Genomic DNA, 14,515 nt, shown 5'->3' with positions numbered 1-14,515 from the left:
CTGCGCCGTAACTCCCCGCGAACACGGGGATTCCCTGCGTCGTCACGGCGCTCGGGGAGTGCCCCGCCTGGGTTTGACGTCGAGCGGAGCGGACAGGTATGGTCCCGCCCGGCGAACGCGACCCACCCCGCCCCTCCCGATCGCGCCGGCGGGGGGCACCGGTCCCGGTCGCGTCCGGCCCTGGAGGAAGCGAGCGGTGGGATCCATCATGAAGATCGACTGCAGCGGCATGCGCTGCCCGCAGCCGGTGTTGAAGCTGGCGGTCGAGACCGCCGAGACGCCGTCCGGCACGATGGTCGAGATCACCGGCGATTGCCCCACGTTCGAGAAGGACATCCGCACCTTCTGCGAGCGCCGCCGCAAGACGCTGCTCTCGGTACGCGGCGACGGCGTGAAGACGGTGATCCAGATACAGTACTGAGAGAGCGGCCGATCTGCGTGGGGCGCGCCGCGGGAACCACGATGGCGTCGCCGAGCCGGACCGGCCTCTACTTCTGCCGCTGCGGGCCGAACCTCGGGCGCGCGGTGCGGCTGCCGGATCTCTCCGCGCCCGGCGCGTTCCCCGCCGCCGCCGACGTGGCCGTCCACGACGTGCTCTGCTCGCCGGAGGGCCAGGCGTGGCTCGCCGAGCGGATCCGCGCGGGCGGGATCGAGCGCGTGGTGCTGGGGGCCTGCTCGCCCCGCGAGCACGAGCACACCTTCCGCGGCGTCCTCGCCGGCGCGGGGCGCTCGCCCTGGCAGCTCCACATGGTGAACCTGCGCGAGCAGGCCGAGTGGCTGGGCGGCGCGCCGGCGGACGTGACCGCGCGCGCCCGGCGCCTGGTGGCCGCGGGCCTGGCGCGGGTGGCGCTGCAGCGCCCGCTGCCGGAGGGCGACGTCGAGGTGAGCGCCGACGCGCTGGTGGTGGGCGGCGGCGCGGCCGGGATCTCCGCGGCGCTGGCGCTCGCGCAGAAGGACCGGAAGGTCGTGCTGGTGGAGCGCGCGCACGCGCTCGGCGGGCTCGCGAACCGGCTCGACGAGGTGTTCCCGGAGCTCGCCTGCGCGAGCTGCTTCATGGAGCCGGCGCTCGACCGCGTCCTGCACTCGGACCGCATCGAGGTGCTCACCGGCGCCGAGGTCCGGCGCGTGCGCGGCTCGGCCGGCCGGTTCACGGTGGAGCTGGTCGTCGCGCCGCGCCACGTGGACCCGGCCGCGTGCCTGGGCTGCGCCGAGGTGTGCGGCGCCGCCTGCCCGGTCGAGGTCGCGGATCCGTCCGGCGGCGAGCCGGCCCGCAAGGCCATCCACCTGCCGTACGCAGGGTGCCTGCCGCACGCGGCGGTGGTGGACCGCGCCGCCTGCCCGCCCGGCTGCGCCGCCTGCGCCGGCGCCTGCCCGTTCGGCGCGGTGCGCCTCGACGACGCCCCGCGCTCGCGCGAGGTGGAGGTGGGCGCGATCGTGATCGCGACCGGCCTCGAGCCCGGCGCGGTGGAGGGGCCGGAGGGGCTCGTGTCCTCCTGGCAGCTCGAGCGGATGCTCCACCCGGACGGCCCCACCGGCGGCGCGCTGCGCGGCGCGGGTGGGCGGACGCCGGAGGCGGTGCTGCTCGCCACCAGCGCGGCGGAGGCGGACGGGGAGCTGGCGCTGCGCGAGGTGCTGAAGCTCGCGCAGCGGGTCCGCGCCCGGCTGCCCTCGGCGCGGGTGGCCGTCGCGGGCGGCCTCGATCGCGCGCCGCAGCTCGTCGGCCTCGCGGCCGCGCTCCGGCGCGAGGGGGTCGAGCTGCTCCCGGGCGCGCTCGTCGAAGGCGGCGTCGCCGCGGCGGACGGCGCGCTCGAGGTCCGGCTGGCCGAGCCCGGCGGCGGCGCCACGCGCCGGCGGGCCGACCTGGTGGCGATCCACGCGCCCTCGCGCGGCGCGGGCGGCGCCGCCTCGCTCGCCGCCCTGCTGCGCCTCGCGCCCGACCGCCGCGGCTTCCTCGCCGACGGCGGCGCGAGCCCGTTCGAGCCCACCGCCACCCGCACCGCCGGCGTGTACGTGGCCGGCGCGGCCGCCGGCCCGCGGAGCATCCGCGACGCCATCCGCGACGGCGCCGCCGCGGCCGGCCAGGTGCTCGCCACGCTGCGGCCGGGGGAGCGGCGCGCGCTCGAGCCGCTCGCCGCCGAGGTGGACGCGGCGCTGTGCGGCGGCTGCGGGATGTGCGTCGCCGCCTGCCCGTTCGGCGCGATGGTGATCGACGGCGCGGACGGAAAGGCCACGGTGCTGGCGGTGGACTGCCGCGGCTGCGGCACGTGCGCCGCGGCCTGCCCGACCGGCGCGGCCAGCGCCCGCCACTTCACCCGCGCCCAGATCGCCGCGGAGATCTCCGCGCTGCTGGCGGGGAGGTGAGCCGGGTGGCCCACGAGCCGCGCATCGTGGCGTTCCTCTGCAACGGGTGCGCGTACGCCGCCGCGGACCGCGCCGGGCAGCAACGCCTGGAGATGCCGCAGAGCCTGCTCACGGTGCGCGTCATGTGCACCGGGCGGGTGGAGCCGGCGTTCGTGCTCCAGGCCTTTCGCGAGGGCGCCGACGGCGTGCTGGTGGCCGGCTGCCACCCGGGCGACTGCCACTACCTCGACGGCAACCTGCGGGCCGCGGCCCGCGGCGCGGTGCTGGCGGGCGCGCTCGAGCAGGCGGGCATCGAGCCGGCGCGCTTCCGGATGACGTGGGCGGGCGCGAACGAGGCGGAGCGGCTCGCCGGCGAGGTGCGCGAGATGACCGCGGCGCTCCGGGCGCTCGGGCCGCTCGACTACGCGCGGCGCGCGCTCGACGGGGCCGGCGCCGCGCTCGCCGGCGCCGATCCCGCGCCGGCGCCGCTCTCCCCGCGCGCCGGCGGGAAGCCGCGCGTCGCGTTCTACTGGAACGCCTCCTGCGGCGGCTGCGAGGAGGCGGTGGTGGACCTGGGCGACGGCTTCGCCGGCCTGCTGGAGCGCGTCGAGGTGGTGCTCTGGCCGGTCGCGACCGACCACAAGCGCGCCGACGTGGAGGCGCTGCCCGACGGCGGGATCGACCTCGCGTTCGTGAACGGCGCGGTGCGCCTCGACGAGCAGGAGGACTGGGCCCGCCTGCTGCGCCGCAAGGCGCGCACGCTGGTGGCGTTCGGCGCCTGCGCGCACCTGGGCGGCGTGGTGGGGCTCGGGAACCTGTCCGAGCCGGAGGCGCTGCTCGAGGCCGCCTACCGCGCGCCGCCCAGCGTCGCGAACCCGGACGCGCCGCTGCCCGGCGGGCCGGTGCGCGTGGACGGCGCGGCGCTCTCCTTGCCGGTGCTCCTGCCGCGCACGCTCACGCTCGCGGACGTGGTGCCGGTGGACTACACCGTCCCCGGCTGCCCGCCCTCGCCGGCGGTGGTGCAGGCGGCGCTCGACGCGCTGCTCGGCGACGCCCCGCCGCCGCGCGGCGCGGTGCTCGCGCCGGACGTCTCGCTCTGCGAAGGCTGCCCGCGCAAGGGCTCGCGGCCGGAGCGCATCGCGCTCGACGCGCTCCGCCGCCTCGCCACCTCCGCCGTGGACCCCGACCTGTGCTTCCTCGCCCAGGGGCTCGTGTGCATGGGCCCGGCGACGCGCCAGGGGTGCCAGCCCGGCTGCGTCGAGGCGGGGATGCCTTGCCGCGGCTGCTTCGGGCCGCTCGACGGCGTGCGCGACGCGGGCGCGGCCATGCTCTCCGGCTTCGCCTCGCTGCTGGGCGGCGCCGACCCGGCGGCGCTCGGCGCGGCGGTGCCGGATCCGGCGGGCACGTTCTGGCGCTACTCCTACGCCGCGGCGCTGCTGCCGCGCCGGGTGCGGCCGGCCGGGCCGTCCGGACCGGAAGGCGAGGCGGGCGCGTGACGCGGCGGATCACCATCGACCCCATCACCCGGCTCGAGGGGCACGGGAAGATCGAGATCCTGCTCGATGACGCCGGCGACGTGGAGAGCGCGCTCCTGCAGGTGCCGGAGCTGCGCGGCTTCGAGCGCTTCTGCGTGGGCCGCCCGGCCGAGGAGATGCCGCAGCTCACCGCGCACGTGTGCGGCGTCTGCCCGGCGGCGCACCACCTCGCGGCGGTGCAGGCGCTCGACGCGCTCTACGCCGTCGAGCCGCCGCCGGCGGCCCGGCTCGCCCGCGCGCTCTACTACCAGCTCTTCATCTTCGAGGATCACCTCCTCCACTACTGGTACATGGGCGGCCCGGACTTCTACGCCGGCTCGGACGCGCCCGCGCCCATGCGCAACATCCTGGGCGTGCTCGCGAAGGTGGGCGCGGATCTCGGCAAGCGCATCCTCTCCGCCCGGCGGGAGGCGCGCGAGCTGATGGCGGCGCTGGCCGGGCGCACCGTGCACCCGGTGTTCGCGCTGCCGGGCGGCATCTCGAAGGCGGTGGACGCCGCCACGGTGGCCCGCGCCCGCGCGCTCGCGCCCGGGCTGGTGCGCTTCGCCGAGGACACGCTCGCCTCGTTCCGCGCGGCGGTGCTCGACCACCCGGAGTACTCGGAGGCGCTCGCCAGCGACGCGTACCGGGTGCGCTGCCACTCGATGGGCATGGTGGACGCGGACGGCCGGCTCGCGTTCCTCGACGGGCGGCTGCGGGTGATCGACCCCGCCGGGCGCGAGCTGGCGACGTTCGCGCCGCGCGACTGGCTCGACCACCTGGCCGAGCGGGTCGAGCCCTGGACCTACGCGAAGCTCACGTATCTGAAGTCGAAGGGCTGGACCGGCTTCACCGAGGGCGACGACACCGGCCTGTACCGCGTGGGCCCGCTGGCGCGGCTCAACGTGGCCCGCGCCATGGCCACGCCGCGCGCCGAGGCGGAGCGGCAGCGGCTGTTCGAGGCGCTGGGCTGGCCGGCGCACCAGACGCTCGCGTTCCACTGGGCGCGGCTGGTCGAGGCGCTCCAGGCGGCGGAGACCGCGCAGCAGCTCGCGGAGGATCCGGGCCTCGGCGATCCGCACGTGCGCGAGGTGCCGGCGCCGCTGCCCGGGCCGCGCGAGGGCGTGGGCGCGGTGGAGGCGCCGCGGGGCACGCTCTTCCACCACTACGCCGCCGACGCCGACGGGATCCTCACCGCCGCGAACCTGGTGGTCGCCTCGCAGCACAACGCCGCGCCGGTGCAGGTCTCGGTGCGGAAGGCGGCGAAGGGGCTCATCCGCGGCGGGAAGGTGGACGCGGCGCTCTTGAACCGCCTGGAGATGGCGTTCCGGGCGTACGACCCCTGCAACGCGTGCGCGTCGCACGCGCTGCCCGGCGAGCTGCCGCTGGTGGTCACGGTGCGCGGCGCCGACGGCGCGGTGCGCGAGGTGATCCGGCGGCGCGTGCCGGAGGACGTGGACTGAGGCTGCCGCGCATGGACCCCGAACGGCCAGCGAGCGCAGCGAGGCCGCCGGGGCGGCGCCCCGTCGCATCGGTCCTCATCCTGTGCCTGGGCAACCCGCTCCGTCGCGACGACGCGGTGGCGCTGCACGTCGCGGCGCGGCTGGCAGCTCGGCCGGAGCCGGACGTCGAGGTCCGCACCAGCGCGCAGGCCGGCCTGTACCTGCTCGACGACATGGAGGGCTTCGACCGCGTGGTGGTGGTGGACGCGGTGCGGACCGGGGCGGCGCCGCCGGGCACCGTGCACGCGCTGCCGCTCGAGGCCATCCACGCCCCGGGGGGTCCCTCGCCGCACGCCATCGGGCTCCCCTCCGCGGTGGCCCGCGCCCGCGCCGCCGGCGCGCCGGTCCCGTCCCGGATCCAGCTCGTCGCGGTGGAGGCCGAGATCCTGGACGAGGTCGGCGAGGGGCTCACCCCGGCGGTGGCCGCGGCCGTCCCGGCGGTGGAGGCGGCCGCGCGCGCCGCCGCCCGCGCGCTGGCGGAGGAGGCCGGTTAGACGATCCGGCGTGCTGCTCGCCGAGCTCGCCGAGGTCTCCCGCGCCGTGGCCGCCACCCCGGCGCGCCTCGAGAAGATCGCGCGCCTCGCCGAGGCGCTCCGCCGGCTCGCGCCGGACGAGCGCGCGGTGGGCGCGAGCTGGCTCGCGGGCGACCTGCCCGGCGGGCGCATCGGGATCGGCGGCGCCACCGTGCGGGCCGCGCTCGACGCGGCGCCGGCGGAGGGCGGCGGGCCGGGGCTCACGGTGGCGGAGGTGGACGCGGCGCTGGGCCGCATCGCGACCGCGTCCGGCGCGGGCTCGGCCGGCGCCCGTCGCCGGGAGCTCGATGCGCTGCTCGCCCGGGCCGGCGCCCCCGAGCGCTGGTTCCTGGCGGCGCTCCTCCTCGGCGAGCTGCGGCAGGGCGCGCTGGAGGGCGTGCTCGCCGACGCGGTGGCGCGGGCCGCGGGGCTCCCCGCGGCCGAGGTCCGGCGCGCCGCCATGCTCGCCGGCGCGCTCCCGCCGGTCGCGGTCGCGGCGCTCTCGGAGGGCGCCGCCGGCCTGGCGCGCTTCCGGCTGCGGGTGGGCGAGCCCGTGTCGCCCATGCTGGCGCAGACCGCGGCGGACGTGGAGGAGGCGCTCCGGGCGCTCGGCGGCGAGGCCGCGCTGGAGTGGAAGCTGGACGGCGCGCGGATCCAGGCGCACCGCGACGGCGGCGAGGTGCGCGTGTTCTCCCGCTCGCTGCGCGACGTGACCGCGGCCGTGCCCGAGGTGGTGGCGCTCCTGCGCGCCGCGCCCGAGCCGCGGCTCGTGCTCGACGGCGAGGCCATCGCGCTCCGCGCCGACGGCACGCCCGAGCCGTTCCAGGTCACCATGCGCCGCTTCGGCCGGAGGCTGGACGTGGAGCGCCTCGCGCCCGATCTGCCGCTCACCGCGTTCTTCTTCGACGCGCTGGTGGCCGGCGGCGCAGAGCTGCTGGCGAGCCCGGAGCGCGTGCGCTGGGCCGCGCTCGAGCGCGCCGTCCCGGCGGAGCAGCGCGTCCCGCGGCTCGTCACCCGCGATCCCGCCGAGGCCGGCGCGTTCCTCGAGGACGCGCTCGCCCGCGGTCAGGAGGGCGTGGTGGCGAAGGCGCTCGACGCGCCTTACGAGGCCGGCCGCCGCGGCGCGGCGTGGCTGAAGGTGAAGCGCGCGCACACGCTCGACCTGGTGGTGCTCGCCGCGGAGTGGGGCAGCGGCCGGCGCCGCGGCTGGCTCTCCAACCTGCACCTCGGCGCGCGCGACCCATCCACCGGAGGCTTCGTCATGCTCGGCAAGACGTTCAAGGGCATGACCGACGCCATGCTCGCGTGGCAGACCGAGCGGCTGAAGGCGCTCGCCACGGGTCCCCTCGACGCCTGGCAGGTCCCGGTGCGCCCCGAGCTGGTGGTGGAGGTCGCGTTCGACGGGATCCAGTCCAGCCCGCGCTACCCCGGCGGCCTCGCCCTCCGCTTCGCGCGCGTGAAGCGCTACCGCGAGGACAAGCGCCCCGAGGACGCGGACACGATCGAGACGGTGCGGGGGTTGTACGGAGGGTGAAGGGATGTCGTGCCGAGCGGGAGCGGGCACGGGCTTCGAGGGTTCGACGGCGTCCGGGACGGTTCCGCGGGCCCGGAACCGGGGCCGCGCGGTCGGCTCGCGAGAGGCCGGAGGGCGAGCCACGGTGCGCGTCACGCGGAGCCGGCGTGGCGCCCGCCGGCTCGAGCGCGGACGAGGGTGGGGCGGCGGCGTTTCATGCGCATGAAATGCCCACCTTCGTTTCGGGCGCCCGAAACGCCCCTCGACAGACCCACGTCGTTCCCGCGGCCACGCTCGCCGTCAGCCGATGGAAGGCGAGCAGGGAGGGGGCACCGCGCAGCGGGGGAGGGGCGTAGCCCCTCGCCGCGGGGACCTCGCGCGCGCCCGCGCAGGCGGGCGCGCGAGGTCACGGGCCCCGCGCAGCAGGGGTGGGGCCCCGACGGCTCCGCCGGCGGGGCGGGGACGCAGTCCCCGTGGCTAATGATTCACGAAGTGGAACAGCCGGTTCCACCGCGGCCCGCCCGGCCCCCAGGACGCGAGCGCGATCCAGGCGCGGCCCTTGATGCGGCCGACGGGGACGGGGCCGAACACGCGGCTGTCGGCGGAGTGGTCGCGGTGGTCGCCGGCGAGCCACACCGTGCCCTCGGGCACCTTCTGCGCCGGCACGTCACCGCACTCCTGGTACGGGGTGCAGTACGTGTGGTAGCGGTGCGGCCCGAGCTGCTCGAGGGCGTCCACGCACGGCTCCTCGCGCCAGCCGGAGCCCTCGGGGCGATCCCAGTAGCTGCACGAGCCGGCGATGCGCTCGCGGGGCACGGGCTGGCCGTTCAGCACCAGGTGCCCGTCGAGGATCTCGACCGTGTCGCCGCCGACCGCCACCACCCGCTTGATGAGGTCGTCGTCGCGCGGGTTCCCGGGGGGCGCGAGCAGCACCACGATGTCGCCGCGCTTCGGGGTGGCCCACGTGGCCTGCGCGGTCGCGGTGAACGGCAGCCGCGCGCCGTAGGCCCACTTCTCCACGATGACGTAGTCGCCGATCTCCAGCGTCGGCAGCATCGAGCCCGACGGGATGTAGACGGCCTCGTAGAGGAACGTCCGGAAGGCGAGCACCGCGAGGATGGTGAGCGTCCAGCCCCGTACCTCTCTCATCACCTTCGCTCTGTCCACGCGCCGCCGCTCTCCTATTCGATCCGCATCGCCTCCACCGGGTCGAGCTTCGAGGCTCGGGCGGCCGGGTAGATGCCGAACAGCAACCCGGCCCCGCAGGCGGAGGCGAGGGAGAGTATCACCGCCCACGCCGGGATGCTCGCCGGAACGTCGAACACGGCGCGGGCGCCCAGGGCGAGCCCGGCGCCGACCAGGACGCCCACCAGGCCGCCCAGGCCGGAGAGCGTGATCGACTCGAGCAGGAACTGCATCAGGATGCGGCCGCGCCGGGCGCCCAGCGCCATCCGGACGCCGATCTCCCGGGTCCGCTCGGTCACCGACACGAGCATGATGTTCATGACGCCGATGCCGCCGACCAGCAGCGCCAGCGCGCACACGCCGAACGTGGCCGCGCCCACCATCCGCGCCAGGTTGTCGAACATCTCCGCCGAGGTGTCGTTGGAGAACAGCTCGAAGTCGTTCTCCTCCTGCGGCCCGAGCCCGCGCAGCCGCCGCAACGCCGCGACCACCTCGTCCATGGCGAGCGGCAGGTCCTCGGGCGAGGTGGCCTGGATGGCGATGTTGTTGTTGCGGTTCCGCCCGAACGCGACCTCGTAGGCGGTCCAGGGCACCACCGCCCAGGAGTCCTTCGACTGGCCGAAGATGCTCCCCTGCTTCATCGAGACGCCGATGATCTCGAACGGCACGCCGCGGATGCGCACCTCGCGGCCGATGGGGTCCATCTTCGGGAACAGCACGTCCACCACGTCGGTGCCCACGAACGTCACCCGGCGGCCGAGCAGCACGTCGGTGGTGCTGATGAACCGACCCTGGCCGACGGTGACGCCGTTGGCGGGCTCGTAGTCGGGGAGCACCCCGCCGAACGCGACCTCGCGCCGGGTGGCCCGCTCCGGCGTGGAGACCACCGCCGCGCCGTTGCCGTCGCCGCTCGGGTACTCCTCGATCGACACGAACTTCACGTGCGGGAGCGACCGGAGCGCCTCGCCCTGCTCGCGGGTGAGCGGCTTGCGCTGCTCGTACTTGCGCCAGTCGATCGGCCCGAAGTTCATGTGCGGCCACTTCTGGACCTGGAACGCGCCGGCGCCCAGCATGGCGAAGTCGGTCGTCATCTTGAGGCGGAGCCCCTCGGTGAGCGACATCATCGCCACCACGGTGCAGGCGCCGATCACGATGCCGAGCAGCGTCAGCATCGACCGCAGCACGTTCCCGCGCAGCGTGCCGATGGCCATCGCCAGCGTGTCGAGGAAGGCGTTCATTCGTACCTCAGCGCCTCGACCGGATCGAGGCGCGCGGCGCGCCAGGCCGGCCAGGAGCCGAACAGCAGGCCCACGCCCGCGGAGAAGCCGAGCCCGAGCGCCACCGCCGACGGCGTCACCGCCGCGGCGAGCGGCGTGAGCAGCGCCACGAGCTGCGCCACCCCGAGGCCGAGCGTGGTGCCCACCGCGCCGCCCAGCGCCGCCACCACCGACGACTCGATCAGGAACTGCAGGAGGATGGTGCGCCGCCGGGCCCCGAGCGCGCGCCGCACCCCGATCTCGCGGGTCCGCTCGGTCACCGACACCAGCATGATGTTCATGATGCCGATGCCGCCCACCACCAGCGTGATGAGCCCCACGCCGATGGCGACGCCGTACAGCGCGCCGGTGAGCTGGCGGTAGATGCGCAGGAACTGCTCCTGCCGGTTGATGGCGAAGTCGTCCTTCTTGTCCGGGGCCACCTGCCGGACCCGGCGCAGCACCCCGACGATCTGGTCCTCGAGCGCGGAGAGGTTCTCCGGCGCGGCCGCCACCGCCAGGTTGAGGGAGCGCTTCGAGCCGAGGTCGCGCAGGAACGTCGTGAACGGCAGGATGACGTTGCTGTCCATGTCCATGCCGAGCATCTGCCCGCGCTTCGCCATCACCCCCACCACCGTGAACGGGTGGCCCTCCAGCGTGACGCGCTGGCCGAGCACGGTCTCCGGCGAGGCGCCCGGGAACAGCCGCTCCGCCACCGCGTGCCCCAGCACCGCGGCGGCGCGCTCCAGGTCCACGTCGGTGTCGGTGAGGAAGCGCCCGGCCTGCACCGAGCCGGCCCCGGTGTCGAGGTAGCGCGCGTTCGTGCCGATGAGCTGGACGCCGGAGAGCTCCTTGTCGAGCCGGGTGACCGTCCCGCGCGTTCCCGCCTGCGGCGCGACCGCCGTGGCGAGCGTCACCTCGCGCTCCACCGCCGCGAGCTCGCGCTTGCCCAGGTCCTTGCGGTTCCGCATCTCCCACCACTCGCCGCGGCCCTGCGCCAGCCAGGCGAACTTGGAGACGTAGAGCGTGTTCGCGCCCAGGTTCGCGATCTGCCCCTCGAACGAGCGGTTCAGCCCCTGGATGATGGCGACGATGGCGATCACCGTCATCACGCCGATGACGATGCCGAGCGTGGTGAGGAAGCTGCGCAGGCGCGCGCCGATCAGGGACTCGAGCGCGATGCGCACCGACTCGGCGAGCTCCGCGCCGGCGCGGACGAAGGCCCGGGCGACGCGGTTCATGCGTGGACCGCCCGGGCGCCGGACAGCGCCACCTCGGCGCCGGGGCCGTCGCCCACCACCCGGCCGTCGGACAGCCGGATGGCGCGCGGGCAGCGCGCCGCCAGCCGCGGCTCGTGGGTGACGAGGATGATGGTGTGGCCGCGCTGGTGCAGCTCGGAGAACAGCCGGATGATCTCCTCGCCGGTGGCGGAGTCGAGGTTGCCGGTGGGCTCGTCGGCGAGCAGGATCGACGGCTCGCCCACCAGCGCGCGCGCGATGGCGACGCGCTGCCGCTGGCCGCCGGACAGCTCGTTGGGCCGGTGGGTCATGCGGTGCCCGAGGCCGACCGCCCGCAGCGCCCCCTCGGCGCGGGCGCGCCGCTCGCGGCGGGGCACCCCGCGGTACACGAGCGGCAGCTCCACGTTCTGCACCGCGCTGGCGCGGGGCAGGAGCTGGAACGTCTGGAACACGAACCCGATCTCGCGGTTGCGCAGGTCGGCGAGCTGATCGTCGGCGAGCCCCTCCACGTCCGAGCCGTTCAGGCGGTAGACGCCGGCGCTGGGCGTGTCGAGGCAGCCGAGCAGGTTCATGAGCGTGGACTTGCCCGAGCCGGACTGGCCCACGATCGCGACCCACTCCCCGCGCTCGATGGTGAACGACACGCCGTCGAGCGCGCGCACGGTCTCGCCGCCCACCACGTAGTGCCGGTGAAGCTCCTCGACGACGATGAGCGGCTCGGCCACGGCTAGCCCTTCTTCCCGCCGGCGCCCGGCTTGCCGCCCAGCGGCTCCTCGTTGACGCGCTTGCCGTCGGCGAGCTCGCGCGAGAGCACGCGGTACGGGCCCTCCACCACCTTCTCGCCCTCCTTCAGGCCGGAGGTGATCTCGAGCTCGGTGTCGCTGGCGAGGCCCGTCTCGACCGGGCGGATCTTCGCCACCCCGTCCTCGATCACGAACACCACCTTGCGCAGCGGGTCGCGCTTGGCCTTCTTCTGGCCGGCGCCCTGTGCCGGGGCGGGCGGGCCCTCCGGCGCGGGGCCGGCGCCGGTCAGCTCGCGCTCGGGCCGGACGGTCACGGCCTGGATCGGCACCACCACCGCGCTGTCGCGCGTGTCGGTGGCGATCGACGCCTGCGCGCTCATGCCGGGGAGCGCGTTCTGCACCGGGTGGTCGAGCGCGAGCCGCACGAAGAACGTGGTCACCTCGCCCTCGGTGCCCTGGTTCTTCACGGTGGCGTTGCGCGCCACCTCCACGACGGTCGCCGGGAACTTCTGGTCCGGGAAGGCGTCGATCTCGACCTCGGCGGTGTCGCCCTCCTTCACGTAGACGACCTCGTGCTCGCCCACCTCGATCTTCGCCTCCATCTTGGAGAGCGTGGAGATGATGAGCACCACGTCCTCGGAGAGGTCCGAGCCCCGCACGCGCTCGCCCGCGGTCTTCTGGCGCTTGGTGATGACGCCGTCGATGGGCGAGGCGAGCGTGGTGAGCGAGAGCGCGTGGCGCGCCTCGCTGAGCGCCGCCTCGGCCTGGGCCACCCGCTCGACCGCCGCCTGCTGGCGGGCCCGCTCGGCCCCGAGGTTGGAGCGGGCGGTGTCGAGCTCGGCCGCGCTCGCGTTGCCGGTCTTCACCAGGCGCTCCACCCGGGCCAGCTCCTGCTCGAGCTGCGCGACCTTCACCTTCTCCAGCTCGACGTCGGCGGCGGCGCTGGCGCGCGCCGCGGTCTGCTGCGCCACCTGCGCGCTGTAGCGCCGCGAGTCCACCTTTCCCAGCACCTGGCCCTTCTTCACCAGGTCGCCCTCGTGCGCGTCGAGCTCGAGCAGGTCGCCCGAGACGTTCGCGGAGAGCTTCACCTCGGTGGCCGCCTGCAGCTTGCCGGCGGCGGTGACGAGGCGGGTGATGGGCCCGCGCTTCGCCGCCACCGCCTGGATGCCGATGGGCGGCGGCGGCTTCGGGCGGAGCGCGGAGACGGTGATGGCGACCACCGCCACCACGAACAGGCCGGCGACGATCCGCTTGCCCCAGCTCATGCGCGGCTGCGGCGGGAGGGCGGCGAGCACCGGGGCGTCCGGGGCCGGGGCAGCGTGGTCGGGGGAGGGCATCGGGAGCGGGTTCTGCGTGGCCATCTAGAGCGTTCCTCCCGCGGCGCGCGCCAGGTCGGCGACCGCCACGGCGTGATCGATGCGGGACTCGAGGAGCGAGAGCTCCGCCTGCGTCAGCTTGAGATTGGCGTCGCGGAGCTCGAGCTGGTTGGCGAGGCCCGCCTCCAGCCGCTCGGTGGCGAGCGCCAGGGACTGTTGCGCGATGGTGAGCGTGTCGGTGGCGAGCGCCACCTGCCGGGCGAGCGCCACCGTCGCCGCCCGCGCGTCGCCGATCTCCTTCGCGACCGCCTGGAGCGTGCGGTCCTCGTCGGCGCGGGCGCGGTCGAGCGAGGCCGAGGCGCGCTGCACGCGGGCGGAGGTGCCGAACCCCTCGAACAGGTTCCAGGAGAGGACCACCTGGGCGGAGGCGCTGTAGTCGCGCGAGGGGTCGCCGTAGACGCCGCCCTGGCCGCCGAGCACCGTGCCCTGCCGCGCGTAGGAGCCCACCGCCGAGACCGTGGGCAGGTAGCCCGCCTGCGCGCCGCCGACCCCGGCGCGGGCCGCGTGCACCGAGGCCGCCTGGGCCAGCACCGCCGGGCGGCGCTCGCGGGCGCGGGCGAGGAGCGCGTCGGCCGGGGGAGGCTCGGCGCCGGGGACGCCGGGCGCGTCGATCGCCGCGGGCGCCACCACCGAGATCGCCTCGGCGTCGATGCGCCCGAGCACCTGGGCGAGCGCGGTGCGGGCCTGCGCCACGCGGATGTGCTGCCCCTCCACCGCGATCCGGTCGTTCTGCAGGTTCACGCGGGCCGAGTAGGTGTCGCTCTTCGGCGCGCGGCCGGCGGTGAACAGCGCCTCGGCGCGGTCCACCAGCTCCTGCGAGCGCGTCACGGTCTTCTGCAGCACCTCGAGGCTCCGCTCCTGCTTCACGAGGTCGTAGAAGCGGCGGGTGACCTCGAAGGAGACGGACAGCGCGGTCTCGTCGTAGCCGCGGTCGCTGGCGCGGGCGCCCCAGCGGGCGCGGTCGAGGTCCTTGAAGCGGGCCCAGTCGAAGAGCGGCTGCGAGAGCGAGAGCGAGGCGCTGTAGGCCTCGGAGTCGCTCGCGACGCCGATCACGGTCACCTGCCCGGTGATCGGGTCGATGAGCGCTCCGGCGCCGGAGGCGCGGCCGATGAAGCTGTGGCCGAACCCGGCGTCGAGGTCGAGGCGCGGCAGCACCGCGGCGCGCGCCTGGCCGCGGTCGGCGGCGGCCATGCCGCGGTCGGCGCGCGCCATGGAGAGGTCGGCGTTGGCGCGCGCGGCCTGCGCGAGCGCGTCGTCGAGCGTGATGGGGGCCTGGGCGCGCGTCGCGGAGGCGAGGGCGAGGAGGAGCGCGGCGGCGAGGGAGCGCATGCGGTCT

12 protein-coding genes are annotated in these 14,515 nt (G+C 76.0%); 6 read left to right on the top strand and 6 right to left on the bottom strand.

Going from position 1 to position 14,515, the window contains the following annotated elements; translation table 11 throughout:
* Positions 1–196: 196 nt before the first annotated feature.
* From A2CP1_RS21730 to A2CP1_RS21705, 6 genes are read left to right on the top strand one after another with little or no spacing between them, the layout of a single operon-like run.
* Positions 197–421 (top strand): sulfurtransferase TusA family protein, encoded by a 225-nt coding sequence (locus A2CP1_RS21730; protein WP_012528250.1) that lies wholly within the window; start codon positions 197–199, stop codon positions 419–421.
* A gap of 41 nt (positions 422–462) precedes the next feature.
* Positions 463–2,361, top strand: a complete 1,899-nt coding sequence (locus A2CP1_RS21725; RefSeq protein WP_015935333.1) for a 4Fe-4S dicluster domain-containing protein — start codon at positions 463–465, stop codon at positions 2,359–2,361.
* Positions 2,362–2,366: 5 nt separating this feature from the next.
* On the top strand, positions 2,367–3,836 hold the full coding sequence (locus tag A2CP1_RS24125) for a hydrogenase iron-sulfur subunit (protein ID WP_015935332.1): 1,470 nt from the start codon (positions 2,367–2,369) through the stop codon (positions 3,834–3,836).
* Complete coding sequence (locus A2CP1_RS21715) at positions 3,833–5,317, top strand: Ni/Fe hydrogenase subunit alpha (RefSeq protein WP_015935331.1); 1,485 nt, start codon at positions 3,833–3,835, stop codon at positions 5,315–5,317. The genes A2CP1_RS24125 and A2CP1_RS21715 overlap by 4 nt, the downstream gene beginning before the upstream one ends.
* Positions 5,318–5,328: 11 nt before the next feature.
* Positions 5,329–5,850: a hydrogenase maturation protease gene (locus A2CP1_RS21710; RefSeq protein ID WP_015935330.1), complete on the top strand. Its 522-nt coding sequence runs from the start codon at positions 5,329–5,331 to the stop codon at positions 5,848–5,850.
* Positions 5,851–5,860: 10 nt separating this feature from the next.
* Positions 5,861–7,402 carry an ATP-dependent DNA ligase gene (locus tag A2CP1_RS21705; protein WP_015935329.1) on the top strand — a complete coding sequence of 514 codons (1,542 nt, stop codon included), beginning with the start codon at positions 5,861–5,863 and terminating at the stop codon, positions 7,400–7,402.
* 456 nt (positions 7,403–7,858) lie between these two features.
* Here the strand turns inward: A2CP1_RS21705 and lepB are convergent, their stop codons facing one another.
* Genes lepB through A2CP1_RS21675 form a run of 6 tightly spaced genes read right to left on the bottom strand, consistent with a single transcriptional unit; the run spans position 7,859 to position 14,508 of the window.
* The gene (gene lepB / locus A2CP1_RS21700) at positions 7,859–8,530 is read right to left on the bottom strand and encodes a signal peptidase I (RefSeq protein WP_012528244.1); all 672 of its coding nucleotides are present in this window, start codon (positions 8,528–8,530) and stop codon (positions 7,859–7,861) included.
* Positions 8,531–8,562: 32 nt separating this feature from the next.
* Entirely contained in the window at positions 8,563–9,804 is a 1,242-nt protein-coding gene (locus A2CP1_RS21695; RefSeq protein ID WP_015935328.1) for an ABC transporter permease, read from the bottom strand.
* Positions 9,801–11,063 carry an ABC transporter permease gene (locus A2CP1_RS21690; protein WP_015935327.1) on the bottom strand — a complete coding sequence of 421 codons (1,263 nt, stop codon included), beginning with the start codon at positions 11,061–11,063 and terminating at the stop codon, positions 9,801–9,803. The genes A2CP1_RS21695 and A2CP1_RS21690 overlap by 4 nt, the downstream gene beginning before the upstream one ends.
* Complete coding sequence (locus tag A2CP1_RS21685) at positions 11,060–11,785, bottom strand: ABC transporter ATP-binding protein (protein WP_011423201.1); 726 nt, start codon at positions 11,783–11,785, stop codon at positions 11,060–11,062. The genes A2CP1_RS21690 and A2CP1_RS21685 overlap by 4 nt, the downstream gene beginning before the upstream one ends.
* A 2-nt stretch (positions 11,786–11,787) precedes the next feature.
* Entirely contained in the window at positions 11,788–13,164 is a 1,377-nt protein-coding gene (locus A2CP1_RS21680; RefSeq protein WP_015935326.1) for an efflux RND transporter periplasmic adaptor subunit, read from the bottom strand.
* A complete protein-coding gene (locus A2CP1_RS21675; RefSeq protein WP_015935325.1) occupies positions 13,165–14,508 on the bottom strand; it encodes a TolC family protein in 1,344 nt (447 codons plus the stop codon).
* Positions 14,509–14,515 lie beyond the last annotated feature (7 nt).

Origin of the sequence: Anaeromyxobacter dehalogenans 2CP-1, assembly GCF_000022145.1 — a bacterium.
GTDB classification, from domain to species: Bacteria; Myxococcota; Myxococcia; order Myxococcales; family Anaeromyxobacteraceae; genus Anaeromyxobacter; species Anaeromyxobacter dehalogenans.
This window is presented reverse-complemented; position numbering and strand designations above follow the sequence as displayed.

Bases quoted from the DNA above. Each gene is read 5' to 3' on its own strand.
- A2CP1_RS21725 (WP_015935333.1), top strand. From the start codon at position 463: ATGGCGTCGCCGAGCCGGACCGGCCTCTACTTCTGCCGCTGCGGGCCG.
- A2CP1_RS21710 (WP_015935330.1), top strand. From the start codon at position 5,329: ATGGACCCCGAACGGCCAGCGAGCGCAGCGAGGCCGCCGGGGCGGCGC.
- lepB (WP_012528244.1), bottom strand. From the start codon at position 8,530: ATGAGAGAGGTACGGGGCTGGACGCTCACCATCCTCGCGGTGCTCGCC.
- A2CP1_RS21695 (WP_015935328.1), bottom strand. From the start codon at position 9,804: ATGAACGCCTTCCTCGACACGCTGGCGATGGCCATCGGCACGCTGCGC.
- A2CP1_RS21690 (WP_015935327.1), bottom strand. From the start codon at position 11,063: ATGAACCGCGTCGCCCGGGCCTTCGTCCGCGCCGGCGCGGAGCTCGCC.
- A2CP1_RS21680 (WP_015935326.1), bottom strand. From the start codon at position 13,164: ATGGCCACGCAGAACCCGCTCCCGATGCCCTCCCCCGACCACGCTGCC.
- A2CP1_RS21675 (WP_015935325.1), bottom strand. From the start codon at position 14,508: ATGCGCTCCCTCGCCGCCGCGCTCCTCCTCGCCCTCGCCTCCGCGACG.